Below are 25,700 nucleotides of genomic sequence, written 5' to 3' on the forward strand. Positions count from 1 at the left end.
ATAGTGAAAGTATTGGCTTATTGGGTGTTAAACCCTATTTTATCGAACGATTTAACCCATCTGTGCTCGATGTATCGCCTGGTTTAATCAATAAAGCACGCTCAAAACAGCCTTTAGCTTCTGCTTTTCTGCCCGAAAACAGCAAAGCCCAACCTAACATGTGGTTACCATCGTAGTCAAAAGGATAAAGTGCAACAACCTTTGCAAAATATTTTGCCGATGCTGCATATTGCTTTCTGTTGTAGATAATTATTCCGGCCCAATAGTTCGCCTGCGTATTTTGTGGATCTAACTTTAGAATATTATTATACTGCTCCATAACTTTATCCCAATTACTCAAAAGCGATAATGGCTTAATTAAACCGAACTTAGCTTCAACAGCATTTGGCCGAACATTTATAGCCCTGGTATAATAATTTTGCGATGCCGAATAATTTTTGGCTAAGTAATACAACCAGCCAATACGGAGGTTGGTTTCATAATTATTTTCTGCATAAAAAGGCATTATATCACTTATCGCCTCGGTATAATTCTTTTTGCTTTCTTCGTTGTAACTATTTTGAAAAGCTTTTTGCAAAGCAGTATTGGTTTGAGCTTTAACATTAAATGTAAAGAATACAAGAATTGCAAATAACACTAAGCGTTTTAGAAATTCCATGAAATACCTCCGTTAATTGAATGTTGTAAATAGTTAAATCTGAAAATGTTATCCGTTTTCTTTTCAAATGTATAATTCAAACCTAAAAGTAAGTGCCGTTTTAACAAAAAATAACAATTTGCACCAGCTTTAAACCTCGTTTTATCAAAACCATTGTAAATATACACAGCGTCAGCTTCAGCATAATTATATTGATTTCCCACGGTTGCCATTCCTTCAACCCAAAAATTAGTTACAGGTTTAAATCCTAATATCTGTTGAAAAACCATATTATTCTGCCCTAAAACTTCGATAACTGATGCTCGGCTGATGCTATAAAAATCTAAATTCCCGGTTATATATTTAGTAAACTTTAAATTGTATTGTCTCGTTTTTTCATCTCCAATTTGAGATAATATAAAATCGGCCTGTAAATCGCTTCTGTTATCTGAATACTTAAAACCTAATAAACCTACATTATTCTGATATATTAAATTGCGAAAACTGGAGCGCAGGTAATGGTATGCACCAATTACATTTATTTTTCTAGCCAAAGCATAATTTAACTTTGCATAATAACCCGGCTGTTGAATACTTTCATCGCGTACAGGTTGCTTGTAATAATTAAACGACGTTGAAAGGCTCAACTTATAATCCAATCTCATATTTAAAAAAGCTCTTGAAAAAGAAGAATTTCCTCGTTCAAAAACATTGGTAAATTTCACTCCAGATTCTGCCCCAACACCTAGCAGCTTAAAAGACTTCACCGCTGAACCTTCAATTATATTTGTATCAAGTTTTGAAGCCAAAAATCCTGCATCCTCCAATCTATTTAAATAAACATTGCACAAATAAGCATAATATAATGCGATTTGATTTTGCTTATCGGCTTGCAGCACCTTGTCATAATTATACAAAGCATCAGTAAATTTATTTCTAACGAAATAAGCATAAGCAACCCTCAACCGCAAAAATTTCTCTTCGTAACCGCTGTTAAATTCCTGAGTTCCAAAATCGATAAGCTTTGTCCATTCTGCTTGATTAAATAAAGATAAGGATGTGCTATCACTCTGTTGATTCGTTGTTTGAGCTTTTCCAACTGTAAAAAAAACAATCAGAACCAGAATGGTTAAGCTTAATCTACTCGCCATTTTACTGTTGTTTTTTTGTTTTTAAATACGATTTCAAAACTGTTAATTCCTTGTTTATCAATTTTGAGAACACTTGTAAAAAGCTGGTTTTTCTGATGAAAGAACTGGCTGTTAGCTTCGGCATTTATTAAAAACCCATCGGGTGTAGCTTCTAGTTTATTTTGGTAAGATAATTTTGTAAAACCCCAAAATGGTGCAAGTAAATCCTGCAGCCATAATTTTGGTTTGAATTGCGCTGAATCAATTGCGTAAATATCTTCTGCGTCGTGACCAGAAAAGTTCACTTTATAAGCCGATCGGTAAAAAACATTTAATATTGACTTCGTATCACCATAAAAACGAGTGAAATAGAACACATTATCATTATTTACAAAATAAGCCGTTGATTGATTTCCATAACAGTAAAAATAAGTTGAGTTTGAAGCATCCGTAAAAATTTCCCAGCTTTCAGTTTTTTCTCCATCGCTTACTTTTACACTATATCCAGGTAAAAAATTAAAAGCGCTTTTCAAGTATACATTTACCTCTGGATTTGAAATTACATCATCAAGTTTAGGAACATCAAATGATATTAATTCCCGTTTCTTTTCATTTACAAAATATGAAATTGGATAGGCAAGAGTTTTTGAACCAATGTAAGGTGTTGATTGAAGCTGAAAATGCAAATGTGGTTCAGGCGAGCGACCAGAATTTCCGCAAAGCGCAATCACATCGCCTTTTGAAACATAATCGCCAACTTTAACTTTTATTGAATTCTTTTTGAGGTGAGAAACTTTGCTAAATAAGCCTTCTGCATGCTTTATTATAATGGTATTCCCCCAATTTTGAGTAAGGTTTACCTGACCAATAACATTATCATCAATGTGATTTACGCACTCTTGAATCCAGCCATTTGCCACAGCCAATATAGGTTTATTGAAGCAATAATAATCTTCAGGCTTCAAGCCCGGGAATTCATAGGTTCTATCATCAATATCTTTAAGCACAAAATCCAGTGCCTGGTTCCATTCGCCTTGGTGTGTAATTGCGCCATCATAACCCTGCGAAACCGTCCACGAACCCATAAAAGGTAATCCAATGTTAAAATATCTAAAATCTTTGAGTCGCTCGCTTCCATTTAAAAACTGATACAGATTTGTTTCAGGAGAATAATTTTGAAAAATGGTAAGCTGAAGTTTACCTGCATTTTTCCTCAGCATAAAAAAATACAGCACGCTAATGGTAACGATACAAAAAGGCATAGAAAAAACAGGAAGATTATAGGTTCCTAAAATTCTGGATAAGCCATTTAATACCAAAAATGTAAATGGAATAATTACAATTGCCCAAAGGTAGGAACGCCAAGATGGAATCAGAAAAAAGCCACCAATTGCACAGCTAACCATCATAAAGTTTGCACCAAGATGATAATTACTAATGCCTTCGGGATAAGTGCCCGTAAAATGATTAATCAAACACGCTACAACGAAACCCAAAACCAACAAGCTAAAACCAATACGCGAATGGATAAAAAAGCCAATACTAACAAGTATTCCTGCAAGCACACTATTTTGAAAAAGCACAGCACTAACTGACCTGAAAAATAGCTCCAGGTATTTAGGCATAGCCAGATTATCGAAAAAATTGCAGAGTTTTTGAAATTTACCTGGCTCAATCGTTGTTAATTCGAAAATTAAAGAACTTTCTTTTTGAACCAAACCCATACCAGAATAGCCGCTTGCGGCAATTAAAAGCAGCCAAAAGGTAATTACAAATGGAATTGATAAAGTTGGCAATGCATATTTACCTAAAAACGAAGTTAAATTAACACTGAGCACAACACAAAGCAAAGTTGCAGCAGCTAACCATAACCAAAAAGTATAATTAAAGCTAAAGAAAGTTCCGAAACCAATGCCAAGTAAAAGGGCATTGAAACTATACAGGCCGGCTTTAATATCTTCTTTATTAAAACCTAAAACACTGGTAATAACCAAAGCTGAACACAAGCACATTAAGCCTGAAATGCCTGCATTAAAGTTAAACATCGAAACCAAAAATAATAAAGCACCCAAAATTTTATTTTGCGAAAAAAACAAAATCGCATAACTGTTTAATGCAGCGTTTAAATAATATTTCAGGTCGATTTTCAATTCTGTTATTTTAAATGCTCTGGTAACTGTTCCGTTAATTCTAAATATTGGAGATTTTCAGGTTTCCTGATAAGATGAGTTTTTCCTTGTAAATCAATTAAAACCACTGCCGGCCGCATGTTTATAAACTGCATCCATTGTGTCATGTTATAGGCGCCAACTTTATGTACAACCAGTAAATCGTTTGGTTCCAATAAAGGCAGATTAATGCTTTCGCGAACAACATCAATATTCATACAAAGCGGCCCAAATAGAACGGTTTCTTCGGTGTATTGTCCGGCTTCTTTGGCAATGCTGATTTTATGATCGTACCAGCTGGAAGTAAATAAAATGTTGATGCCAAAATCGACAATCGTGGCTCTTCTTCCATCGCTTAAACGCTTATTGGCAATTACACTCCCAATTAAATACCCGGCATCATCAATTAAAACCCTGCCGCTTTCCAAAATCAACAGCGGTAATTCGTTATGGTTAAAGCCAGCGTTTAAAATTGTACTTGCTATGGCTTCGGCAAATTCCTCAACAGATGGAACAGTATCTACACCGGGCAAATATGCACCCTTTAATGTATTTGTTGATGGAAATCCCCCACCTAAATCCAAATATTCAATTGTCTTTTTTAATTCGGTTTTGCACCGTAAAGCTAAATCACAAAGTTTTGTTGCAGCAATTTTGTAAGCCGAAACAGAAAGCATAAAAGTACCAATGTGGCAATGCAAGCCTACCAATTCTAGATTTTTATCAGCAGCGATTTTGCTAATTGCATTCCAGGCTTGCCCATTTTCGTAGTTAAAACCAAACCTGTCCCAAATTGGATAAACTCCTGTATCAAAATTAACCCTTATTGCAACTTTGGCTATTTTGCCAATTTTATCCGCAATGCGGATGATTTGGTAGAGTTCATCAAAATGGTCGATATGGATTAAAGACCCATTTTCGATGGCTAAAGTTATATCATCAACTTTTTTATCTGGTCCGTTAAAAATGATATGATTTCCGGCAACGCCATTACCTATGGCTTTGTGGTATTCAAAACCTGAAACCACTTCTGCCCAACTTCCTTCCTGATGAAATATTCTACAAACTGCGTTCAGATAATTTGTTTTATAGCTCCAGGCAAACTGAACTTTTGGATAGCGGGTTTTGAAGGAACGAACAGAAGCCTGGTAATTTTTACGAATTTGCCTTTCGGATAAAACAAAAACCGGCGAACCATATTCATCAGACAAATTTTTAACCGGAACACCATCAATCCCCGAAACCGGATCGAAATCTGTCCTTGTACCAAACTTATTCATAAAGCCGGTATTCATTTTTCTGATGGTTGGTCGTTCGTATTTTTGTTTCATTTTATCTTAGTATCAATTAGCGAGAATCATGTATCCAGAAAAGGGAAAATCATCATTTAACTTAAAGTTCTCCAAAAGCAGATATTTTCTGAAATTCCTCAACATCTACCACATTATCCCAGGCGTAGCGGACAAACATTTTCCCGCTTTTATAATTTTTAAATTGTTCCACTGAATTACCCAAAGCCATTTCGACTAATGCTTTAGGCTGGTTTTGACCAGCGGCAACCGTTAAATACACCCAAGCCGGAAACCTCGGATTAACTTCCATAATGTATAAGTCTCCGTTTTCTGCTTTCATAATTTCCAATTCAAAACCACCTTTCCACAAAGTTGATTTTGCAAAATCTTCAGCAAGTTTTATAAGTTTTTCATCTTCGATGGTAATGCCCGCCCAGGCTTTTCCTTTTTCAGTAATGTATAATTTTCGCATTGGGATAACGCTTATTGCATTCCCATTTCCATCAGCCAAACCAGCAATGTTTATTTCAGTTCCCTTAATAAATTTTTGTACTATAATTGGCAAACCCCACTTCGCTTGCAAGGCATGAAAAGCTTTATACGCATCCGCCAAATTTTGAACAACAGAAGCTTCATAAAACTTCCCCTTAACAACAAACGGAAAACCAAATTGCTCAGCTGTTTTAGCTAAATCAGTATCTTTGAACAGAACATCATCATTAGGTACAAAAAAATTATTTTGTTGACCAAACGATTTTAAATTCACTTTTTCACGTTGTTCCAATTGCTTTTGGGTTGGTAAAAAAGTACAAATACCTATAGCCAATAAATCTTTTTCCAACTTGATAAAATTGAATAATTCCGCATCAAAATTTGGAATCAGCACGTCAATTTTTTCTATATTTTGGATGTATTCTAACCGCGATTTTAGTGCTTCAACGCCTGCTGTTGGATACGGAATCCGGTAGGTTTTATCAACCAAATCATGCATGTAAATTGCAGGCTCCAAAGTTTCATAAGCTAAACCAATAATTCTTATATCCTCATTAAAACCTTCTCTAAGTGCACGTATAACCGCCACACCAGGACCAGGATTATCATTTGCATTTAATCCGGTAACCGCTACAGTTAATACTTGTTTAAGTGTTTGATTTTGAGAAACGGACATGATTAGTTTTAATTCGGATTTAGAATTCTAAAAGATTGGCTTCTTTAAGCTGCTGCATGTAATCATCCCAATCTCTTTCTAACTGGCAAGGTTCAACTTCGTATTTATCAAGGATGTTTTGCTTTATTTCTTCAGCTGATGTTCCGGCTTTCATGTAGGTTAGAATTTCAGCCGCAATGGTATTACTGGTAAAAGAATCGCCAGTTGTGGGATTAAAAATAAAACCATTTTCACTTGTTGCAATATTTGTTTTTAGCCTCATGCGTTTCCTTTCTGTTGATTAATAAAGCTGCTGTAAGCATCGCCAATTGGCAATTCGGCATTTGCCAAATTAACCTTTCTATTATGTATCGACTTAATTTTATTTAAGGCTACAATAAAACTTCTGTGGATTCTGGCAAACTGTTCTTCGGGCAGTTTTTCTAAAACCTTTTTCATTGTCATTAAAGTAAGAATCGGTTTATCAATTCCCGCAAGGTAAATTTTTAAATAATCGCCCATACTCTCGATATATTCAACATCGCGAAGCAAAATTTTAATCATTTTATATTCAGAATACACATAAATACTTTCGTCGTTGGCACTTTCTTGTGTAGCTGCTTTATATTTATGAAAATCGATGGCTTTTTCTACCGCAGCCTTAAATCTATTAAAATCAATTGGTTTTAACAGGTAATCTATGGCTTGTAGTTCATAGCTCTCAAAAGCATAATTTCGGTAGGCTGTTGTAAAAATTATCATCGGACTGTTTACCAAACTTCTAACCAGCTCAACACCCGTAATATCAGGCATATTTACATCAACAAAAAGTAAATCAACCGGATTCTGTTTAAGGTATTCGGCACCAGATAGTGCATCTTCAAAAATTTGCACCAATTGCAAACCCGGAAACCTCGAAACATAAGTTTTGATTAGCTCGAGCGCTAAAGGTTCATCATCAATAGCAACACATTTTAAAGCCATAGTTTAATTTATTTTGGTTAGCAATTTACAGAAAGGTTTACCGAAAATAATTCTCCTCCGTTATTTATATGCAGTTTAAAACGATTTGGATACAAATGCTCCAAACGTTGTCTGGTGTTGGCGATACCAATCCCTGTTCGCTCTAAATTCGATTTATGTGGGTAAATTTTGTTTTGGCATGAGAAATCAACCTGCTCTTTATCAATCTTTAAATTTATATTGATAATTGTTTTCTCTTTTTTAGTTACGCCATATTTAAAAGCATTTTCTATAAAAGTCATAAAAATTAATGGTGCAATTTTCTTGCTTTCGGGTTTACCTTGTACATTAAAATTTATTTCAGCATCAGCGCCGAGCCTTAACCGTTGTAATTCTATGTAATCTCGTACGCAATCAATTTCATCACTAAGCAGAACAAAATCCTGTGTTACATCATCAGTAACATATCGCATAATGTTCGATAATTTCATAATGCTTTCTGAAGTATGCTCGCTATTAATTACCGATTGTGTATAGATATTATTTAAAGTATTGAACAAGAAATGTGGATTAATTTGTGCTTTTAAAAAGGAAAGCTCAGCAGTTGCCTTTTCTGCTTCGGCTTTTACTACTTTCGATTCTGCATTTTGCCAGCGCTGAACGGTACTGGTAGCAATGCTTAAACCCATAATCATCAGAAAAATAAAAAGGCTAATCACATCTATAAACTCCGATTGGTGCAAATCCAAAATACCCTTACCCCGTTTAAGATTTGGGTCTTGCATACGCAAATCTTCATTCGGCAAAGGCCCGAATGGCATACCAACACTTGGCCCAATTGTAGAATCTTTTCCGGGTTGTAAGGATTGATTTAATCCCTTCATTTGCGTTTCGGGCGCTCCCGTTAAAACTGCAATTACACTTTTATTATGCTTTAGTAAATTATCATAGGGTTGCGAATAATAAACGAAACCAAACAGCAATAAAACGACCGCACTGTATGTTAAATATCGCTTGTTAAACATCAATTTTGGCACTAAAACCAAAGCATTGAAGTAAAATATAAGTATATAAGTTAAACAAAACAGCCAATAATATGGCGATGCAAGCAGTAGAAAACTGCTGTGTCCGGCTTGTTCGTTATTGATAAACAAAAGCGGAAAAGTTAAAAACAATAGCCAACCCGCAGTATGAATAACGAAAGTTGGTGTTTTGAAGCGTTGCATCTTACAAATTAATATTTTTTATAGCTTCCAAAGAAGCTTAAGGTTAATCATAAACCAATTCCCGATTTTTCTCGTACTTAATCACCAAATCGCTCGTCATTTTAACCATAAAGGTTTCGTTAAAATTACCCTTAAAATCGTAGCTCAAAATAAGCATATCGCCAACAATTTCGTGTAAAACCAATTTTGCGCTGGTGTAAGTAATTGATACCACATGCCCGGCTTTATTTTTTAAGTCGGAAGCAAAAATTCTTAAATCTGCCAAATCAAACAAAATAGATTTTCCGGTTTCATCGCTTAAAATCGGCATTTCATTATTAAGCGAAGAAATAGAATTCATAGCCGAATAATGTAATTTTTGATGCAATAATTTAGCTTTTTCGTTCGCTTTTTGCATTTCTGCAAATGTATGAAGGCTGTTATTTAGATTATATATTTTAGATTTTTTTTGAAATTCTTTATACGTATCGTGAAATATCCGACGTTCAAAATCCGTCTTGCACATGAAATTAAAATATTGTGTAGAGCTGAGGTTGATGTAAGCTAAAGCCATAATATTCTGTTTTTTTTGCTAAATCAAAAATGAAATAAATAAATTTTTAAATAATAAAGTATCGGTAAACACTCCTATTCAATCGTTAAACAGCTAAACTAAATCCGCTTAATGAATTTAAGGTGAATACGTACCTAGTAAAACGAGCAAAATCCAGAAATCGCTTCACTAGCTTGAAATAAATTCATTTTGAAAAGCAGGTTCTGTGCTTTTGTATTATTAACAGCGGTTTGAATTAATAGGTTAACCTAAGTAAAATAGACCGACATAAATGTAAAGCCCGGAAACCGAGGCACGAGGTTGAGGACTTGCCTGCCTGCGCTAGGCAGGAAATGTTGGCGGGACTGGTGTAACAGATGAGCATAGAACCTGCTCTTCAAATAAAATTCCTCTATAATTTTAAAAATTAGAAAAGCATTTTACTGCTTTATCGCTCCCGAAAGTCCCGCTGTCCGCTTTACTTCGTTGCACTCCGTGTTCGCTGCCATCGGGTTTAGATAACTTTGGTTTTCGTTACTATTAAAGTGCAAAATGCAAAAAAAAGGTCCCGATTTTCATCGAGACCTTTTTCTAAATTAATTCAAAATATTTACTGTGCTGGGAAACTAAAATTAAAAGTTCCTTGCTCACTCACACCCGACATGTAAATCATACCGTTTCTGGTTTGAGGCAAAGCCTTCTGAACATCAGTTACATTATTAACTGCTTGTCCGTTTACTTTCGTAATAATTAATCCTTTTTCAACACCAATGTTATCAAAGGCTTTTCCGCTAGTTACCGAAGTTACTACAACGCCGCTGTTAATTTTTAATTGAGATTTCTGTGCCTGTGTGGCCGGCGCAAATGTCGCACCTAGTTTCGAAACTTCAACTGCTTTTGTTGCAGCTGTATTTGAATTTACACCCACACTCGATTCGCCTTTTAGCGTAACACTAATATCTTTTAAAGAACCGTCTCTTAAAACCGATAATTTAACTTTATCACCAGGGTTTAAACGACCAATTCTCTCTTGTAAATCTGGTGAATCATTGATTACAATTCCATCAACTTTTTTGATAATATCTCCAGATTTGATACCAGCCGCCGCAGCACCGCCACCAGCAACAACATCGTTTACATATAAACCGCTAATTTCGTTGGTTTTAATATCCGATGGATTTTCCGCACTTAAAGGCACAAAATTCACACCGATATAACCGCGTTTTACCGAGCCATATTTCATAAAATCATCAACAATTTTACGGGCTAAGTTTACCGGAATGGCAAAGCCATAACCTTGGTTGTAACCGCTTTGCGATGCAATTGCAGAATTAATACCCACCAATTCGCCATTTGCATTTACTAATGCGCCACCACTGTTTCCTGGGTTAATTGCCGCATCGGTTTGAATAAACGACTCAATACTTGTATTCGCCGGACGCTCTGGTCTTTTTCCTGTACGTTGATATTCTCTGTACTCTTCTTCAGTAATGCCGCCACCTTGTTGCTCACGACCAATAATACCAATACTTCTGTTTTTTGCACTAACGATACCTGCTGTAACCGTAGTTTGTAAATCAAGCGGGAAACCAACGGCTAAAACCCACTCACCAACCTGAACATTATCAGAGTTACCCATTTTTACAACCGGTAAACCTGTTGCATTTACTTTAATTAATGCTAAATCTGTGTTTGGGTCGCGACCGATTACTTTCGCTTCAACTTTACGTCTGTCGGTTAAAACCACTTCAACTTTATCAGCATTTTCTACCACGTGGTTATTGGTCACAATATAACCATCCTGGCTAATAATTACACCTGAACCCGATGCTGCCTTTGGTTGACGTTGCATCTGGCGACCGCCGCCGCCGAAGAAATCCTCGAACATATCAAACGGCGATGAACCGCCACCTTGACTTTTACTTGATGAACTATAAGTTGTTTTAATGTGAACAACTCCTGGCGCAACTGCTGCTGCTGCCTCTGTAAAATCTGCAGCACCTGCCGATGATACTTTTAGTGGATTATTGGCGAAGTACAAATTTTGTTTTTCAGAAATTGTCCCACCAATTTGGCTACGCTCGAAAAGCTTGTAACCCCCTATTGCTGCTGCACCACCTATAAATGCAGCTAACACTGTAATTCCTAATATTTTTTTCATTGTGTTAAAAATTGTTTTTTCTATCCCCACAATTAAATTATAAGCCAAATTGCTAGCTAATTGTTTGGTATACTTATAATAAATTGTGTTTAATTAACTGTTTTTGCGAGAGCTTTGCACTTTGATTTAAGCAGATTGCTCAGGCAGTTTTTATCTGCTCAAATTTTCTTTTGTAAGTTTATTCAAATTTAATACCATATAAACGATATTTGCATAACAAATGCACTCAGTTCCATGTTAAAAAATGTTAAATCAAAAAACAGGTGCTTAATGTTGCATTTTCAACTCAAATATTGGATTTAAAAATGAAGCTTTTATGAAATTAACTGACAAAGTTACAAAGTCATATTAAGCCAAATTGCCATAAAAACCACAACATCAATGAAAATTAATTTCTTTAAATATCAAGGTGCCGGAAACGATTTTATTTTAATTGACCATACGATGAGTCCTTTAAAGGATATTGATAACAAACAAATTGAAGAACTTTGTAATAGAAGATTTGGTGTTGGAGCTGACGGTTTAATGTTTGTAACCAAGCATGAAAATTACGATTTCGAAATGCATTACTTTAATGCTGATGGTAAATTGGGTAGCATGTGTGGCAACGGAGGCCGATGCATTGTTGCTTTTGCGAAACAACTCGGTCTTGTTGATAGAGAAACCAATTTTCTAGCCGTTGATGGACCGCATTATGCCAGAATTTCAGAAAATGGTGAATGGGTAGATTTACAAATGATTGATGTTGATACCATCACCAACGATGGAAATGCTTACGTTTTAAACACAGGTTCTCCTCACTATGTGGCTTTTCAAAATGATTTAAAGAATTTTGATGTTTTCACCGAAGGAAAAAATATTCGTTACAACAATACATATAATGCAAAAGGCATCAACGTAAATTTTGTTGAAGATAAAGGCGACCATTTATTTGTAAGAACTTATGAGCGTGGCGTTGAAGATGAAACCTATGCTTGCGGTACTGGCGTTACGGCGGTAGCGATGGCCGTTGCAAAACACAGAAACTTAAGCGGGCATATTAAAACCGACATTAAAGTTTTAGGTGGTGATATAAAAATCGAATTTGATTACGATGGCACAACATTTACAAATGTGTTTTTATGCGGCCCGGCTAAATTGGTTTTTGAAGGTGTAATTGACTAAAAAACCAAAATAAATTCATCTATTCCCATTAAAGCTTACATTAGGCTAGTTGCAATAGTGTACTTTTTACACTTTGATAGGCCTTTATTGCCCAAATTTCTGAACATTAGCTAATTAAAATGCACCATTTAAATGCTAATTAACAGCTTTTAACATCTGTCGCAATTTGTTTACACAGCTCTTTTACATAAAAACAAATCACTTAAATCATTAAAAAACAATGTTTTAATCAAGCATTGAGGCTTTTGACGACAGTAAATAAATCAATCGATTGATTAAATGACAGAACTTGGACAGATAATATTTTTTTTAGGCTCTATTTTTGGGCATTAATCGCGAAAATAAAAGCATTGCTATCATTACGCTTTTAATCCTCCGGAAATTAAATTTAAACACACACAGAATAAGTCCATGAGAAAAGTTACAACTCTCGTTTTTAGTATGGGTATCGCTATGCTTTTAGCATCATGCGGAAATAATGATGAAGCCAAAAAAGCAGCGGCGGCAGCAGCAGCTGGACCACAAGCTTATCCCGTATTTACAGTTAGTGCAAAATCTACAGAATTAGATTCTGATTACCCTGCAACCATCGAAGGGATTCAGAATATAGATATCAGACCAAAGGTTGATGGGTTTATTCAAAAAATATTGGTTGATGAAGGTGCTGTGGTTAAGAAAGGTCAATTACTCTTTACAATAATGGCTCCGCAATATGAGCAAGAAGTTAGAACAGCTAAAGCAGCAATAAGCAGTGCTGAAGCAGATGTTCATGCTGCAGAATTACAGGTTAATAAAACCAGACCGTTGGTTGAAAAAGACATCATTAGTAAATATGATTTGCAAGCAGCAGAACTTACCCTTCAAAGTAGAAAAGCGGCTTTGGCACAAGCAAAAGCTTCTTTAGCAAATGCGCAGGTAAATTTAAGTTATACTTCAATCACAAGTCCGGTTGATGGTGTAGTTGGCAGCATCCCTTTCAGAAACGGAAGTTTGGTGAGTAGCACCAGTACACAGCCTTTAACTACAGTTTCGAATATCTCTAAAGTTTATGCCTATTTCGCACTTAACGAAAAGCAACTTTTAGATTTCTCGAAAAAATACAAAGGCAATACGCTTGAGCAGCAAATGAAAAATATTCCACCTGTAAGTTTAGTGCTTGCTGATGGTAATGTTTATGCGCAAGATGGTAAAATAGAATCAATTAACGGACAAATCAATACGCAAACAGGTTCTGCTAGTTTAAGAGCTACTTTTCCAAATCCATCTTCTTTGCTTAAAAATGGTGCAAGTGCATCAGTTAGAATTCCACAAAAAGTTGATAATGCAATTTTAATCCCTCAAAAATCTACTATCGATTTACAAGGGAAAAAGTTTGTATATGTTTTAGGCGATTCTGCTAAAACCATCAGCACAGAAATTGAAATTATGGATTTAACAAAAGGTAAATTTTATGTAGTTACCAAAGGTTTAAAGGCTGGTGATAAAGTTGTATTAGAAGGCTTCCAATCGTTAAAGGACGGTACCAAAATCAAGCCGGAAGAAAAAAGTGCCGATTCGGTTTATGCTGAACTAAATAAGTAAGCTCGTTTAAAATCCGTTAAGAAAAAATTATGTTTAAGAAATTTATAGAAAGACCCGTTCTATCAACAGTTATATCCATCATCATTGTAATCTTGGGGATATTGGGTTTGGTAACCTTGCCGGTATCTCAATATCCAGAAATTGCACCGCCAACGGTTCAGGTTTCTACTTCGTACCAAGGTGCAAATGCCGATGTGGTAATGAATAGTGTGGTTGTTCCGCTGGAAGAACAAATTAATGGTGTGGAGGACATGACTTACATGACCTCAACCGCCAGTAATGATGGTACAGCAACCATTACCATTAACTTTAAACTGGGTACAAACCCCGATTTAGCAGCCGTTAACGTACAAAACAGGGTGGCCAGAGCCACAAGTTTGTTGCCTGCCGAAGTAACACGTTCGGGTGTAATTACAGCCAAAAGACAAGCGAGTAATGTGTTAATTTTTGCCGTTTACAGCGAAAGCGATTCTTATGATCAGAAGTTTTTACAGAATTATGCGAACATTAACATCATTCCGCAAATTAAGCGTATTAATGGTGTAGGTGATGCAAGTGCGTTCGGAACTTTGGATTACACCATGCGTATTTGGCTGAAACCAGATGTTATGGCAACTTACGGTTTAGTTCCGAATGACGTAAACGTAGCTTTAGCCGAGCAAAACATCGAAGCTGCCCCAGGTCAGTTTGGAGAGCAAGGCGACCAGGCGTTTCAATATACATTAAAATATACTGGCCGTTTAAAAGATGAGGCTGAGTTCAGTAATATTATCATCAGAAGCAATGCAAACGGACAAATTCTTCGTTTAAAAGACGTTGCCAGAATTGAACTTGGTGCACAAAGTTATGCCAGTTCGGTAAGGTTTAATGGTAAACCTGCTTTGGGTATTGCGATTAATCAAACTGCAGGTTCAAACGCAAAAGAAGTTATTGAAAACTCAATCAATACGCTAAACGAAGCTCAAAAATCCTTTCCTAAAGGTATTCATTATACAACATTAGTAAACGTTAATGATTTCCTTGATGCATCGATTGAAAAAGTAATTCACACCTTAATTGAGGCATTTATTTTGGTTTTCTTAGTGGTGTTTATCTTCTTGCAAGATTTCCGCTCAACACTAATTCCGGCAATTAGTGTTCCTGTGGCGATTATTGGTACATTCTTCTTTTTAAGTTTATTTGGCTTCACCATCAATTTACTGACGCTATTTGCGCTCGTACTCGCCATTGGTATTGTGGTGGATGATGCCATTGTAGTGGTGGAGGCTGTACACGCCAAATTGGATGAAGGCTATACTGATGCTAAAAAAGCGACTGTTGATGCAATGGATGATATCAGTGGAGCGATTATTTCCATTACATTGGTTATGGCGGCCGTATTTATCCCGGTGAGTTTTATCCAGGGTTCGTCTGGTGTATTTTATAAGCAATTTGGTTTAACGCTGGCGATTTCCATTATCCTATCGGCAATTAATGCTTTAACTTTAAGTCCGGCGTTGTGTGCTATTTTTCTTAAACCACATAAAGACGACCACGATAAACCAAAGAACTTTTTACAAAGATTCTATGCAGCTTTCAATACTTCATTCGATGCCGTAACCGGAAAATATAAAAAGTCGGTTAGTTTCTTATCAAGGAAAAAATGGATAGTTGGTTTAGGTATTGCTTTCTTTACTGTGCTATTGGTTTGGACAATGAACACCACACCAAAAGGTTTCGTTCCGAATGAAGATTTGGGTACAATCATGTCCGATATTTCATTACCTGCCGGAACATCTCAGGAAGAAACAAGCCTTATCATCACTAAGATCGATAGCATTGTACACAAAATACCAGAGATAAAAAGTTCTTTAAGGGTTGTTGGTAGAAGTATGATTAGTGGTTCTGGTAGTTCTTATGGTATGGTAATTTCTAGATTAACACCATGGGACGAACGTAAAGGACGTGATGTAAAAACAATTATCGGAGAACTTTTCGCGAAAACCGCTTCAATTAAAGGTGCTAAAATTATATTTTTTGCGCCGCCAACCATTCAGGGTTTTGGTACAAGTGGTGGTTTTGAATTTCAATTACAGGATAAAACTGGTGGCGACATTAAAAAATTCAACGAAATTGGAAATGCATTCTTAGCAGCACTTAGTAAACGTCCGGAAATTCAATACGCTTCAACATCTTTTAACCCAAATTTCCCACAATATCAAATAACGGTTAATGTGGCAAAAGTTAAGCAAGCAGGTTTAACTGTGAGCGATGTTTTAGGTGTAATGCAGGGATATTATGGTGGTGTTTATGCATCAAACTTTAATAAATTTGGTAAGCAGTTTAGGGTAATGTTTCAAGCCGATGCAAAATACAGAGCCAATCAAGAAAGTTTAACCAGTATTTATGTGCGCAATTCATCGGGCACAATGGCACCAATTTCTGAGTTTATTACATTGGATAAAGTTTACGGTCCGCAAGCCATTTCACGTTTCAACTTGTTTACTTCAATCTCTGTAACGGGTAATCCGAATGCAGGTTTCAGTTCGGGTGATGCCCTTAAAGCGGTGCAGGAAGTTGCGGCAGAGCAATTGCCAACAGGTTACGGTTATGAATTCTCTGGTTTATCCCGTGAGGAAATGAATAGCGGAAGCCAAACCATCTTTATCTTTTTACTGTGCGTAATCTTTGTCTATTTCTTATTGGCGGCACAATACGAGAGTTATATTTTACCATTAGCGGTTTTAATTTCGCTTCCGGTAGGTTTAGCTGGAGTGTTTGTATTTGATAAGATATTCGGGGTAGATAATAACATTTATACACAAATTACCTTGATTATGCTTGTTGGTTTATTGGCAAAAAATGCAATTTTAATTGTAGAATACGCTGTTGATAGGCGCAGAAAAGGTATGAGCATTGTAAACGCAGCGATTGATGGTGCAACGGCTCGTTTACGCCCAATTCTAATGACTTCATTTGCCTTTATATTAGGTTTATTGCCACTAATGCTTTCTACAGGTGTAGGTGCTTCGGGTAATACATCAATCGGTACTGGTGCAGTCGGTGGTATGTTAATTGGTACATTGTTCGGTATTTTTGTTATCCCTGCATTGTTTATCATTTTCCAAAGTTTGCAGGAAAGAATAAGCAATAAATCGCCTTTTAACGAAGGAATTGACCAAGAACAAACCGAAGAAGAATACGAATTGGCGACTAGTAACAGCAAACATTAATTTTAAGAAAATCATGAAATTCAGATATAAATATTCGGTTTTAATCGGTTTTGGAATACTTACACTTGGCGCTTGTGTAACTAAAAAATACGAAAGACCTCAGGTTAAAAACGAAGGATTATACCGCGACAATAATACAACTGATAGTACAACCATGGCCGATTTGCCTTGGAAAAATCTATTTTCAGACACTACTTTACAATCTTTAATTCAAAAAGGTATAAACGAAAATCTGGATTTAAAACAGGCTATCGAACGTATTAAAATTTCGGAGGCAACATTGCGTCAAAGCAAAGCGGCATTTTTGCCAAGTTTACAAGCAGATGCATCGGTAACGGATGCAAAACAATCGTTATCTTCTTTAAACTTTCCTCCCGGGATAAACATTAATTTGGAAACGCAAACTTATCGTGCACAATTAAGCACCGCTTGGGAAGCCGATATCTGGGGTAAATTAAGCAGTGCAAAACGTTCGGCTTATGCTACTCTTTTGCAAAGTGATGCCGCGAAAAGAGCCGTTCAAACGCAGTTAATTGCAACAATTGCCAATAGTTATTATACTTTGTTGGCTTTAGATAAACAATTACAAATCACTCAACAAACCATTGAAATTAGGACGAAGGATGTTGAAACAATGAAAAGTCTTAAAGAAGGAGCAGTTGTAAATGGCGCAGCAGTTGTGCAAAGCGAGGCCAATTTATATGCGGCTCAGGTTACGCTGCCAGATTTAAAAAGAAGCATTAAAGAAGCTGAAAACGCGTTAAGTGTTGTACTTGCACAAGCTCCTGGAACGATTGGAAGAACAACGTTAGACCAGCAAGTTCCTTATACAAATCTGGAAACTGGTGTTTCTGCCCAGCTTTTAAAAAACCGTCCGGATGTAATTGCAGCCGAATTTGGTTTTAGAGCAGCATTTGAAAATACCAACTTGGCTAAAACTTATTTTTATCCTTCGTTAACCTTAACCGCTTCTGGTGGTTTATCTACCTTGCAATTGAAGAACTTCTTCGATAATTCAATATTTTACAATATCGTAGGTGGTTTAACGCAACCAATTTTTGCCCGCGGACAAAACAAAGCTCGTTTGAGAACAGCACAAGCCACACAACAGCAAGCTTTTTATACTTTCCAACAATCTCTTTTAACTGGCGGCCAAGAAGTTTCGAACGCTTTGTATGCTTATCAAACCGCTACAGAAAAAGAAGAAACCAGGGCTAAACAAATTGCATCGTTAACTAAAGCAGTAGATTTTACCAAAGAATTATTGCGCTACAGTTCGGCAACAAATTATACCGATGTTCTAACTTCAGAGCAAAGTTTGCTTACTGCACAACTTAATGGCATTAACGACAGGTTGCAGAAATTGCAATCAGTGGTTAATTTATACCGTGCTTTAGGTGGTGGCTGGAAGTAATCGAAAGTTTTTATTACATGAGTTCGATTAACTTTCTGACAAGAGGTGCTTAAACAACCTGTACGTCATTGCGAGGCACGAAGCAATCTTTCTATTAAAATAGATTGCTTCAGCTCGCGCAAATCCTGCTTCGCAATGACGACTACTCTTATAGACACACATAACTAATTTAAAAACCAGTTTAATAACCAAACTCGTTATGACTGTTTAAATCTCTGAAATCTAATTTAATCGGATTCATGTATAAATCTCAAAACCTATCAGAATAATTTTCTATTAAAATTTTACGCTTATTTTGATTGTAAACCCAAAATATTGTAAGTTTAAAGTTTTTTAAAGGGCATAACTTTAAAAAATTTTCACACCCATCAATGTTACGCGTAGATAGTTCTAAATCCTGCAAAATTGTGTACTCTTTGTGCAAACATGAGTATTTAGGCTATTTAATTGAACCTCACGTTGTTCAGCTAAATCCGCAAGGCGATTTCTCTTTTACTTATCAAAGAATTTTTACGCATACAGCTGATGAATTTAAAGCTTGCTTAAGCGAAATCGATTATAAACTCATTAAGATTTTAGACGATATTGAGCAAGATTCGCTCATCAAAAAGTATTATAAAAAGTTAATAAGACCAACAGAGTTTTTTACAAAGATTTTTGACAGCAAGTTTTACGAAAGCGTTCGCCCTAAAATTGAGAAGAAGCTCGCTGAAGCACTCGAACTTTTAAAAGTTAAAGATGCGCTGTATCTTATGGATAAAGATGGTTGGCCGGTTGAGCGTAAAATCGAATTGGCTACAGAACCTGCTTCAATTCTTTTCCATTTTAGAAGAAATGAAACCGAAACACGTTATTTTCCAACGATAAAATATCAAAACCTGCGCATTGAATTTATGTTCAAAGAGGCGCAAATTATTAGTAATAAACCTGCTTGGTTATTATTAAATGATGTTTTATACTTTTTCGATCAGGATATTGAAGGTAAAAAACTTCAGCCATTTTTAAATAAACGCTTTATTGCAATACCAAAAGCAACAGAAGCCACCTATTTTGAAAAATTTGTTGCTCCATTAATTGAGAAGCATCACGTTTATGCCGAAGGTTTTGAAATCAGAACAGAGCAATTCGAAGCCATTCCGGTAATAAAAGTTTTATATGTTGATGGTGGAATCTCACAAATTCAACTTTACTTTAAATATGGCGAATACATTTTCCCTTTGGAGAACGCTCATAAAGTAACCGTTCGTTTAGAGAAATTAGAAGATAATTACGTTTTCCATCGCATTAAACGTTCGGCAGATTGGGAAAAAAAACAACTGAATTTGCTTTTATCGCTCGGCTTAAAAAAAACCAGTGCATTATTTAGCAATTTAGAAGTTGCAGCCGAAAATGAAAACCCAAGTTATGCTGCTATAAATTGGGTAAATGAACATATAGAAATGTTAACCGAGGCTGGTTTTGAAATAGAGCAAGCCACCGGACAAAAACGTTTTGTTTTTGGCGCCAGTAAAATAGATCTTGAAATTAAAGAAGGAAATGACTGGTTCGACATTAATGCAGTGGTTTGGTTTGGTAAATATCAAATTCCGTTTCTCTCATTAAAACAACACATTCTACATAAACGCCGCGAATTTATCTTGCCTGATGGCGAAGTTGCCATCATTCCCGATAAATGGTTTACGCAATATGGAAGTTTATTTAGCCTTGCAGAAACTGGGAAAAACCTCAAATTAAAGAAACACCATATTGGTTTAATTAACGATTTAGCCGAAGATAGTTTAGCCAACGTTACTTTAGAACGCAAGTTGCAAAGATTATCTGATTTTGAAGATATCGCAGACACTCAAATGCCTGTAAACTTCAAGGGCAGTCTACGCGATTATCAAAAAGCCGGTTATAACTGGTTCAGTTTCCTCAGAGAATATAATTTTGGCGGCTGCCTTGCAGATGATATGGGGCTGGGTAAAACCATACAAACCTTGGCGATGTTGCAAAAGGTAAAAGAAGACGATCAGCTTGTATCTACGCAAACAACCTCGTTAATCATTATGCCTACCTCGCTAATATACAACTGGTTAACGGAGGCTAAAAAATTCACACCGAAATTAAAAATACTTGCACATACAGGTACAAGTAGAAATAAAGATGTAGCCAATTTTGCTAATTACGATATTATAATTACAACTTATGGCATTACCCGTGTTGATGCCGAAGACTTAAAAAACTTTTATTTCAATTACATCATTCTGGATGAAAGCCAGAACATAAAAAACCCATCTTCCAAATCATTTAAGTCGGTTAGAAGTTTAAAATCGAGACATAAATTAATTTTAAGTGGTACGCCAGTAGAAAATTCAGTGGGCGATTTATGGTCGCAATTAACATTTTTAAATCCGGGTTTATTAGGTACGCAAGCCTTTTTCTATGAAGAATACGTTCAAGGGATTGAGAAAAAGAAAGATGAAGAAAAAGCCCGAAAGCTTCAATCTATTATAAAACCTTTTGTGCTACGCAGAACAAAGGAACAAGTGGCCGCAGAACTGCCACCTAAAACCGAGCAGATTATTTACTGCGACATGAGCGAAGAACAAGCGGCTTATTACGAAAAAACCAAGTCTGCTTACCGAAATGATTTACTGCAAAGCATGGATGATGGTACTTTCGCTCAAAAACAAGTTCAGCTTTTGCAAGGATTAACAGCCTTGCGCCAACTGGCAAATCATCCGGTAATGATTGATAATGAATACACTTCCGATTCTGGTAAGTTTAAAAACGTGATTCATTCGCTTGATAATGTTTTAAAAGGCGGACATAAGGTTTTAGTGTTTTCTCAATTTGTTAAACACCTTGAAATTTTTAAAAGACATTTTGAAGCGGAAAACATTCCATTTGCTTACCTAGACGGTGCAACCCGCAATCGTGGAGAAATTGTTGCCGAGTTTCAGCAAAATAGTGATTTAAAGGTTTTCTTAATATCGATAAAAGCCGGTGGTGTGGGTTTAAACTTAACCCAAGCCGATTATGTATTTATCCTCGACCCTTGGTGGAACCCGGCCGTAGAACAACAAGCCATTGACCGTACGCACCGCATCGGGCAAGATAAAAAAGTTTTCATTTATAAATTCATCGCTAAAGATACCGTCGAAGAAAAAATTCTTGCGCTGCAAAACCGTAAAAAATCTTTAGCGAATTCGCTAATTACCACGGAAGAAAGTTTCTTTAAATCTTTAAGTAAAGAAGATATTCGAGATATTTTGAGATAGTATTTGCCACGAAAACAGAGAAGACACGGAAAAGTATTTTTATTGAAATAATAAATCACATCAGCTTTAAAATAATATCTATTTTCAATTCAATTCCGTGTTCTCTGTGTTTCCGTGAAAGCTTCGGGCCTTGCGGGAGCTTATCAGATTTACGAAGTTTAATAGCAAAAGAGAAAGAGACTTCGTAAATCGAATAAAGACCTTTGTTTCTAAGCCTGATTGTAGTGAAAATCCTTTTGGCTACCAATGATTGCATTTTCTGCAGCATATTAAGCAGAAAACCCAGTAAAATACGGCCAAAAGATTGCAACGAAAAGCAGGACGAAATATGCCATTGGCAATAACTTTCACTTTCAAATTACTAAATAGCCATTAAATAATTTCAATTAAAACTCAATCGATTTTAACTTGTTATAACATAGCATTAATTCTATAAGCTATGACAAACGAAGATTTAAACACCACGATAAACAACATAACAGAAGCCTGGAAATATCCTGAGCTTTATGAAAACGTAACCAAATCTGAACGTTGGCTTTCTGGTGCCGCCGGAAGTTATTTACTTTACAAAGGTTTAACCGGATTATTTTCTCACCCGATTATCGGTTTAACTGGTATTGCTGTTGGCGCATCGTTACTTTACAGAGGCGTTACAGGCTACTGCCCGATGCGAGATTTTGCACAACAAAAGCAAGAGGAAATTAAACCCGACGAGTTTTTTGTTACTGAAACCTATGTAGTTGACGATTTGAAGTAATAAATTGAATACTAAATTTCCATTTGTTAATAAACTGGTTAACTTTAAAAGTTAAACCACATATATGAAAAAGTACGCACTAATATTTATTCCTGCATTTGTTGCATTTCAGGCTATGGCTCAGGATAAAAAAGTAGATCCTTCTAAAGATCCAAAAACTACAGAAGTTTGGGAACCTGTTCCAAAAACAGTTGTACCTGGCAATTTACCGCAAGATGCTCCAAGTGATGCTATTGTATTATTTAATGGCAGAAATCTTGATGCCTGGCACTCAGTTAAAGATGCTACAAAACCAGCTGCATGGACAATTGACGATGGATTTTTTACCGTTAAAAAAGGAACCGGGAACATCGAAACCAATAAAAAATTTACTGATTACCAATTACACATGGAATGGAAAATTCCGGCAAATATTTCTGGTGAAGGACAAGCAAGAGGAAATAGTGGTGTGTTTTTAGCTTCAACCGGAGGCGGTGATGATGGTTATGAAATCCAGATTATGGATGCCTACAACAATAAAACCTACGTTAACGGCCAAACCGGAAGTGTTTATAAACAAGGCGTACCGTTAGCAAATGCCAATAAGAAACCTGGAGAATGGCAATATTACGATATCATCTGGAATGCGCCACGCTTTAATGAAGATGGTAGCTTGTTGAAACCGGCTAGTGTTACGCTATTTTTAAATGGTGTTTTATTGCAAAATGGATTCGTGTTAAAAGGTGAAACCAGATATATTGGTGCGCCACAATACAAAAAACACGGCCCATCATCTATTAAATTACAAGACCACGGCGACCCAAGTCCGGCGATAAGTTTTAGAAACATTTGGGTAAGAGAATTATAATATTTAACCCGATAATATAGGAACCTGCAAGCTAAACCTTGCAGGTTTTTTTATGCTTTGTGAAGCACTTTAATGTAAACCTCACGCTCAATCATTTCGGCACCCAAACTCATTAAGTGGTCTGTTGGTAATTGGCAATCAATTAAATCGATGTCAGTTTCACTTAAAAAAATAAGCGCTGCTTTTGATGCATTACTTACATGGCTAAACATACTTTCGCCACAAAAAACACGGTTAATTTTTACGCCGTAAAGCCCGCCAACAAGCTTATCATTTTGCCAAACTTCTACGCTATGGGCAAAGCCTTTTTGGTGTAAATCAATATAAGCATTTTGCATTTCATCAGTAATCCAGGTTCCATCCTGCCCTATTCTCGGCGTTGAAGCACAATTCTTTATAACCTCTTTAAATGCCTTATCTATTGTTATTTTGAAGGTATTATTGATAAAAACTTTGCGCATACTTTTACTCACTTTTATCTTATCAGGATAAATTATACAACGCTGGTGCGGCGAATACCAAAGTATGGGGTCGCCTTCGCTAAACCAGGGAAAAATACCGTTTGAATAGGCGATTAACAATCTTTCCAGACTTAAATCGCCACCAACTGCGAGTAATCCATCATCTTCTGCAAGTGCCGGATTAGGGAAATTGCAATCATCATCAAGCAATTGAAAAAACATATCACGAAAGTAAACAAAGAAAACAATGATTAAACCACAACGTTTTAATTAAGTCATACATTAAAAATTGTGATTATGAGCCCGAAAGATAATTTCTACAAAGTAAAGCATCTTTACAGCCGTGCTGGGTTTGGCATTTCTTACAAGGATTTGCAAAAACTAAGCAGAAAAAATTACGAGAAAGTAGTTGATACTTTACTTAAAGCACCGAAAGAGCAAGATGAAATTATGCTTATCGATTCGGCTGCATCAAAACAGCAAATGCTTATGCAGGCTGGTTTATATTCCAAAAAAGATTTAACCGACGAAGAAAAAAAGCAACGGCAGGAAATTGTTAAGATGCAGAACGAGCGAAGCCGTGATTTAAATATTACCTGGGTGGAGAAAATGATAAATACTGGTACCCCTCTTCGCGAGAAAATGACACTTTTTTGGCATGGACATTTTGCCTGCAGAAGCAACAATCCAATGTTTGCACAACAGCTTAATAACATACAAAGGGCAAATGGTTTAGGTAGTTTTAAAACGCTTTTGGTAGAAGTTTCGAAATCGCCTGCAATGTTGCAATATTTAAATAATCAACAAAACAGGAAAGGTAAACCGAACGAAAATTTCGCCCGTGAGCTAATGGAACTTTTCACATTAGGCAGAGGTAATTATTCTGAGCAAGACATAAAAGAATCAGCACGTTCTTTTACCGGATGGATGTATGATAAAGATGGTTCATTTATTTTTCGCCCAAATTTGCACGATGCACAACCAAAAACTTTCTTTGGTAAAACCGGAAACTTTGATGGCGAAAACATAATTGATATTATATTAGAGAAACCCCAAACGGCCTTATTTATCGCTCAAAAAGTTTATAAGTTTTTCGTAAATGATATGCCCAATGATGCACACATTAAAGATTTAGCAGATACATTTTTCAAATCGGGATATGATATTTCTGCTATGATGAAGAAAATGTTTACTGCCGATTGGTTTCATAGTCCTGAGAATGTGGGTACAAAAATAAAATCGCCTGCCGAATTTTTAGTGGGTTTAAGCAGGGTATTTTACGTTACATATAATAAGCCACAGGTCTTAATCCAATTGCAAAGCAGTTTAGGTCAATACTTATTTAACCCGCCAAATGTGGCCGGGTGGCCAGGCGGACAAAACTGGATAGATAGTTCATCTTTAATGTTGAGGATGCGCATTCCATCTTTGGTTTTAAATGATGGCGAAATCGATTTTAGCGGAAAAGCCGATCCTGAAGATGAAGCGGTGATTGCGCAGAGTAGAATGGCAACTGTAAATGCAAATACAAAAGCTAAACCAAAATCTTATGTAGATGCTAAAGCAGATTGGCCTAAGTTTTTAGATTCAATTCCGAACGGGACAACACCCATAGAATTGGCAGAATTTTTACTTCAGCCAAAGCTAAATAATAAAATTACGACAATGATAAGTGACAATAAAGGTTTGCGCAGTACTTCAGTAGAATTAACAAGCATGCCCGAATATCAACTTTGTTAAAACTT

The 25,700-nt window shown here is 36.1% G+C and carries 19 protein-coding genes; 8 read left to right on the top strand and 11 right to left on the bottom strand.

Annotation, left to right across the window (positions count from 1 at the left end):
* Positions 1-34: 34 nt before the first annotated feature.
* The 10 genes from R2Q16_RS13765 to R2Q16_RS13810 all read right to left on the bottom strand — a co-directional run bounded on the left by R2Q16_RS13765 (position 35) and on the right by R2Q16_RS13810 (position 11,256).
* Positions 35-658: a tetratricopeptide repeat protein gene (locus R2Q16_RS13765; RefSeq protein ID WP_316737775.1), complete on the bottom strand. Its 624-nt coding sequence runs from the start codon at positions 656-658 to the stop codon at positions 35-37.
* Positions 646-1,788 carry a hypothetical protein gene (locus R2Q16_RS13770; protein WP_316737777.1) on the bottom strand — a complete coding sequence of 381 codons (1,143 nt, stop codon included), beginning with the start codon at positions 1,786-1,788 and terminating at the stop codon, positions 646-648. The genes R2Q16_RS13765 and R2Q16_RS13770 overlap by 13 nt, the downstream gene beginning before the upstream one ends.
* The gene (locus R2Q16_RS13775) at positions 1,773-3,917 is read right to left on the bottom strand and encodes an urea transporter (protein ID WP_316737778.1); all 2,145 of its coding nucleotides are present in this window, start codon (positions 3,915-3,917) and stop codon (positions 1,773-1,775) included. The genes R2Q16_RS13770 and R2Q16_RS13775 overlap by 16 nt, the downstream gene beginning before the upstream one ends.
* Positions 3,918-3,922: 5 nt before the next feature.
* Positions 3,923-5,266, bottom strand: coding sequence for a hypothetical protein (locus R2Q16_RS13780; protein ID WP_316737779.1), 1,344 nt, complete (start codon positions 5,264-5,266; stop codon positions 3,923-3,925).
* 61 nt (positions 5,267-5,327) lie between these two features.
* Positions 5,328-6,395 (bottom strand): ATP-grasp domain-containing protein, encoded by a 1,068-nt coding sequence (locus R2Q16_RS13785; RefSeq protein ID WP_316737780.1) that lies wholly within the window; start codon positions 6,393-6,395, stop codon positions 5,328-5,330.
* A gap of 19 nt (positions 6,396-6,414) precedes the next feature.
* Positions 6,415-6,657 carry a PqqD family protein gene (locus R2Q16_RS13790; protein ID WP_316737783.1) on the bottom strand — a complete coding sequence of 81 codons (243 nt, stop codon included), beginning with the start codon at positions 6,655-6,657 and terminating at the stop codon, positions 6,415-6,417.
* Positions 6,654-7,358 carry a LytTR family DNA-binding domain-containing protein gene (locus R2Q16_RS13795; protein WP_316737785.1) on the bottom strand — a complete coding sequence of 235 codons (705 nt, stop codon included), beginning with the start codon at positions 7,356-7,358 and terminating at the stop codon, positions 6,654-6,656. Before R2Q16_RS13795 ends, R2Q16_RS13790 begins: the two co-directional genes overlap by 4 nt.
* Positions 7,359-7,375: 17 nt before the next feature.
* Positions 7,376-8,563: a sensor histidine kinase gene (locus R2Q16_RS13800; RefSeq protein ID WP_316737787.1), complete on the bottom strand. Its 1,188-nt coding sequence runs from the start codon at positions 8,561-8,563 to the stop codon at positions 7,376-7,378.
* Between the two features lie 43 nt (positions 8,564-8,606).
* Positions 8,607-9,116 (bottom strand): hypothetical protein, encoded by a 510-nt coding sequence (locus R2Q16_RS13805; RefSeq protein WP_316737788.1) that lies wholly within the window; start codon positions 9,114-9,116, stop codon positions 8,607-8,609.
* Between the two features lie 589 nt (positions 9,117-9,705).
* The gene (locus R2Q16_RS13810) at positions 9,706-11,256 is read right to left on the bottom strand and encodes a trypsin-like peptidase domain-containing protein (protein ID WP_316737789.1); all 1,551 of its coding nucleotides are present in this window, start codon (positions 11,254-11,256) and stop codon (positions 9,706-9,708) included.
* Between the two features lie 381 nt (positions 11,257-11,637).
* Between R2Q16_RS13810 and dapF the strand changes: the two genes are divergently transcribed.
* From dapF to R2Q16_RS13845, 7 genes are all read left to right on the top strand, one after another.
* Complete coding sequence (gene dapF / locus R2Q16_RS13815) at positions 11,638-12,420, top strand: diaminopimelate epimerase (protein WP_316737790.1); 783 nt, start codon at positions 11,638-11,640, stop codon at positions 12,418-12,420.
* 411 nt (positions 12,421-12,831) lie between these two features.
* Positions 12,832-14,001 (top strand): efflux RND transporter periplasmic adaptor subunit, encoded by a 1,170-nt coding sequence (locus R2Q16_RS13820; RefSeq protein ID WP_316737791.1) that lies wholly within the window; start codon positions 12,832-12,834, stop codon positions 13,999-14,001.
* 29 nt (positions 14,002-14,030) lie between these two features.
* Positions 14,031-17,213, top strand: a complete 3,183-nt coding sequence (locus R2Q16_RS13825; RefSeq protein WP_316737792.1) for an efflux RND transporter permease subunit — start codon at positions 14,031-14,033, stop codon at positions 17,211-17,213.
* Between the two features lie 13 nt (positions 17,214-17,226).
* Positions 17,227-18,627 carry an efflux transporter outer membrane subunit gene (locus R2Q16_RS13830; protein ID WP_316737793.1) on the top strand — a complete coding sequence of 467 codons (1,401 nt, stop codon included), beginning with the start codon at positions 17,227-17,229 and terminating at the stop codon, positions 18,625-18,627.
* A gap of 371 nt (positions 18,628-18,998) precedes the next feature.
* A complete protein-coding gene (locus R2Q16_RS13835) occupies positions 18,999-21,890 on the top strand; it encodes a DEAD/DEAH box helicase (RefSeq protein WP_316737794.1) in 2,892 nt (963 codons plus the stop codon).
* Between the two features lie 439 nt (positions 21,891-22,329).
* The gene (locus R2Q16_RS13840; protein WP_316737795.1) at positions 22,330-22,647 is read left to right on the top strand and encodes a DUF2892 domain-containing protein; all 318 of its coding nucleotides are present in this window, start codon (positions 22,330-22,332) and stop codon (positions 22,645-22,647) included.
* Between the two features lie 64 nt (positions 22,648-22,711).
* Complete coding sequence (locus R2Q16_RS13845) at positions 22,712-23,494, top strand: DUF1080 domain-containing protein (protein ID WP_316737796.1); 783 nt, start codon at positions 22,712-22,714, stop codon at positions 23,492-23,494.
* Positions 23,495-23,544: 50 nt separating this feature from the next.
* Here R2Q16_RS13845 and aat read toward each other — a convergent pair whose 3' ends face one another.
* A complete protein-coding gene (gene aat / locus R2Q16_RS13850; RefSeq protein ID WP_316737798.1) occupies positions 23,545-24,177 on the bottom strand; it encodes a leucyl/phenylalanyl-tRNA--protein transferase in 633 nt (210 codons plus the stop codon).
* Positions 24,178-24,252: 75 nt separating this feature from the next.
* Between aat and R2Q16_RS13855 the strand changes: the two genes are divergently transcribed.
* Complete coding sequence (locus R2Q16_RS13855; RefSeq protein WP_316737799.1) at positions 24,253-25,695, top strand: DUF1800 domain-containing protein; 1,443 nt, start codon at positions 24,253-24,255, stop codon at positions 25,693-25,695.
* Positions 25,696-25,700: the final 5 nt, after the last annotated feature.

The sequence above is a fragment of the Pedobacter aquatilis genome, from assembly GCF_032678425.1.
In the GTDB taxonomy this organism is placed as follows: Bacteria; Bacteroidota; Bacteroidia; order Sphingobacteriales; family Sphingobacteriaceae; genus Pedobacter; species Pedobacter aquatilis_B.

What these genes read in the sequence shown, in the direction of transcription:
- R2Q16_RS13810 (WP_316737789.1), bottom strand. Translation starts at nt 11,256, where the DNA reads ATGAAAAAAATATTAGGAATTACAGTGTTAGCTGCATTTATAGGTGGT.
- R2Q16_RS13765 (WP_316737775.1), bottom strand. Translation starts at nt 658, where the DNA reads ATGGAATTTCTAAAACGCTTAGTGTTATTTGCAATTCTTGTATTCTTT.
- R2Q16_RS13835 (WP_316737794.1), top strand. Translation starts at nt 18,999, where the DNA reads ATGTTACGCGTAGATAGTTCTAAATCCTGCAAAATTGTGTACTCTTTG.
- R2Q16_RS13790 (WP_316737783.1), bottom strand. Translation starts at nt 6,657, where the DNA reads ATGAGGCTAAAAACAAATATTGCAACAAGTGAAAATGGTTTTATTTTT.
- R2Q16_RS13800 (WP_316737787.1), bottom strand. Translation starts at nt 8,563, where the DNA reads ATGCAACGCTTCAAAACACCAACTTTCGTTATTCATACTGCGGGTTGG.
- R2Q16_RS13795 (WP_316737785.1), bottom strand. Translation starts at nt 7,358, where the DNA reads ATGGCTTTAAAATGTGTTGCTATTGATGATGAACCTTTAGCGCTCGAG.
- R2Q16_RS13770 (WP_316737777.1), bottom strand. Translation starts at nt 1,788, where the DNA reads ATGGCGAGTAGATTAAGCTTAACCATTCTGGTTCTGATTGTTTTTTTT.
- R2Q16_RS13820 (WP_316737791.1), top strand. Translation starts at nt 12,832, where the DNA reads ATGAGAAAAGTTACAACTCTCGTTTTTAGTATGGGTATCGCTATGCTT.
- R2Q16_RS13845 (WP_316737796.1), top strand. Translation starts at nt 22,712, where the DNA reads ATGAAAAAGTACGCACTAATATTTATTCCTGCATTTGTTGCATTTCAG.
- R2Q16_RS13855 (WP_316737799.1), top strand. Translation starts at nt 24,253, where the DNA reads ATGAGCCCGAAAGATAATTTCTACAAAGTAAAGCATCTTTACAGCCGT.
- R2Q16_RS13805 (WP_316737788.1), bottom strand. Translation starts at nt 9,116, where the DNA reads ATGGCTTTAGCTTACATCAACCTCAGCTCTACACAATATTTTAATTTC.
- R2Q16_RS13785 (WP_316737780.1), bottom strand. Translation starts at nt 6,395, where the DNA reads ATGTCCGTTTCTCAAAATCAAACACTTAAACAAGTATTAACTGTAGCG.
- R2Q16_RS13830 (WP_316737793.1), top strand. Translation starts at nt 17,227, where the DNA reads ATGAAATTCAGATATAAATATTCGGTTTTAATCGGTTTTGGAATACTT.
- R2Q16_RS13840 (WP_316737795.1), top strand. Translation starts at nt 22,330, where the DNA reads ATGACAAACGAAGATTTAAACACCACGATAAACAACATAACAGAAGCC.
- aat (WP_316737798.1), bottom strand. Translation starts at nt 24,177, where the DNA reads ATGTTTTTTCAATTGCTTGATGATGATTGCAATTTCCCTAATCCGGCA.
- R2Q16_RS13825 (WP_316737792.1), top strand. Translation starts at nt 14,031, where the DNA reads ATGTTTAAGAAATTTATAGAAAGACCCGTTCTATCAACAGTTATATCC.
- dapF (WP_316737790.1), top strand. Translation starts at nt 11,638, where the DNA reads ATGAAAATTAATTTCTTTAAATATCAAGGTGCCGGAAACGATTTTATT.
- R2Q16_RS13780 (WP_316737779.1), bottom strand. Translation starts at nt 5,266, where the DNA reads ATGAAACAAAAATACGAACGACCAACCATCAGAAAAATGAATACCGGC.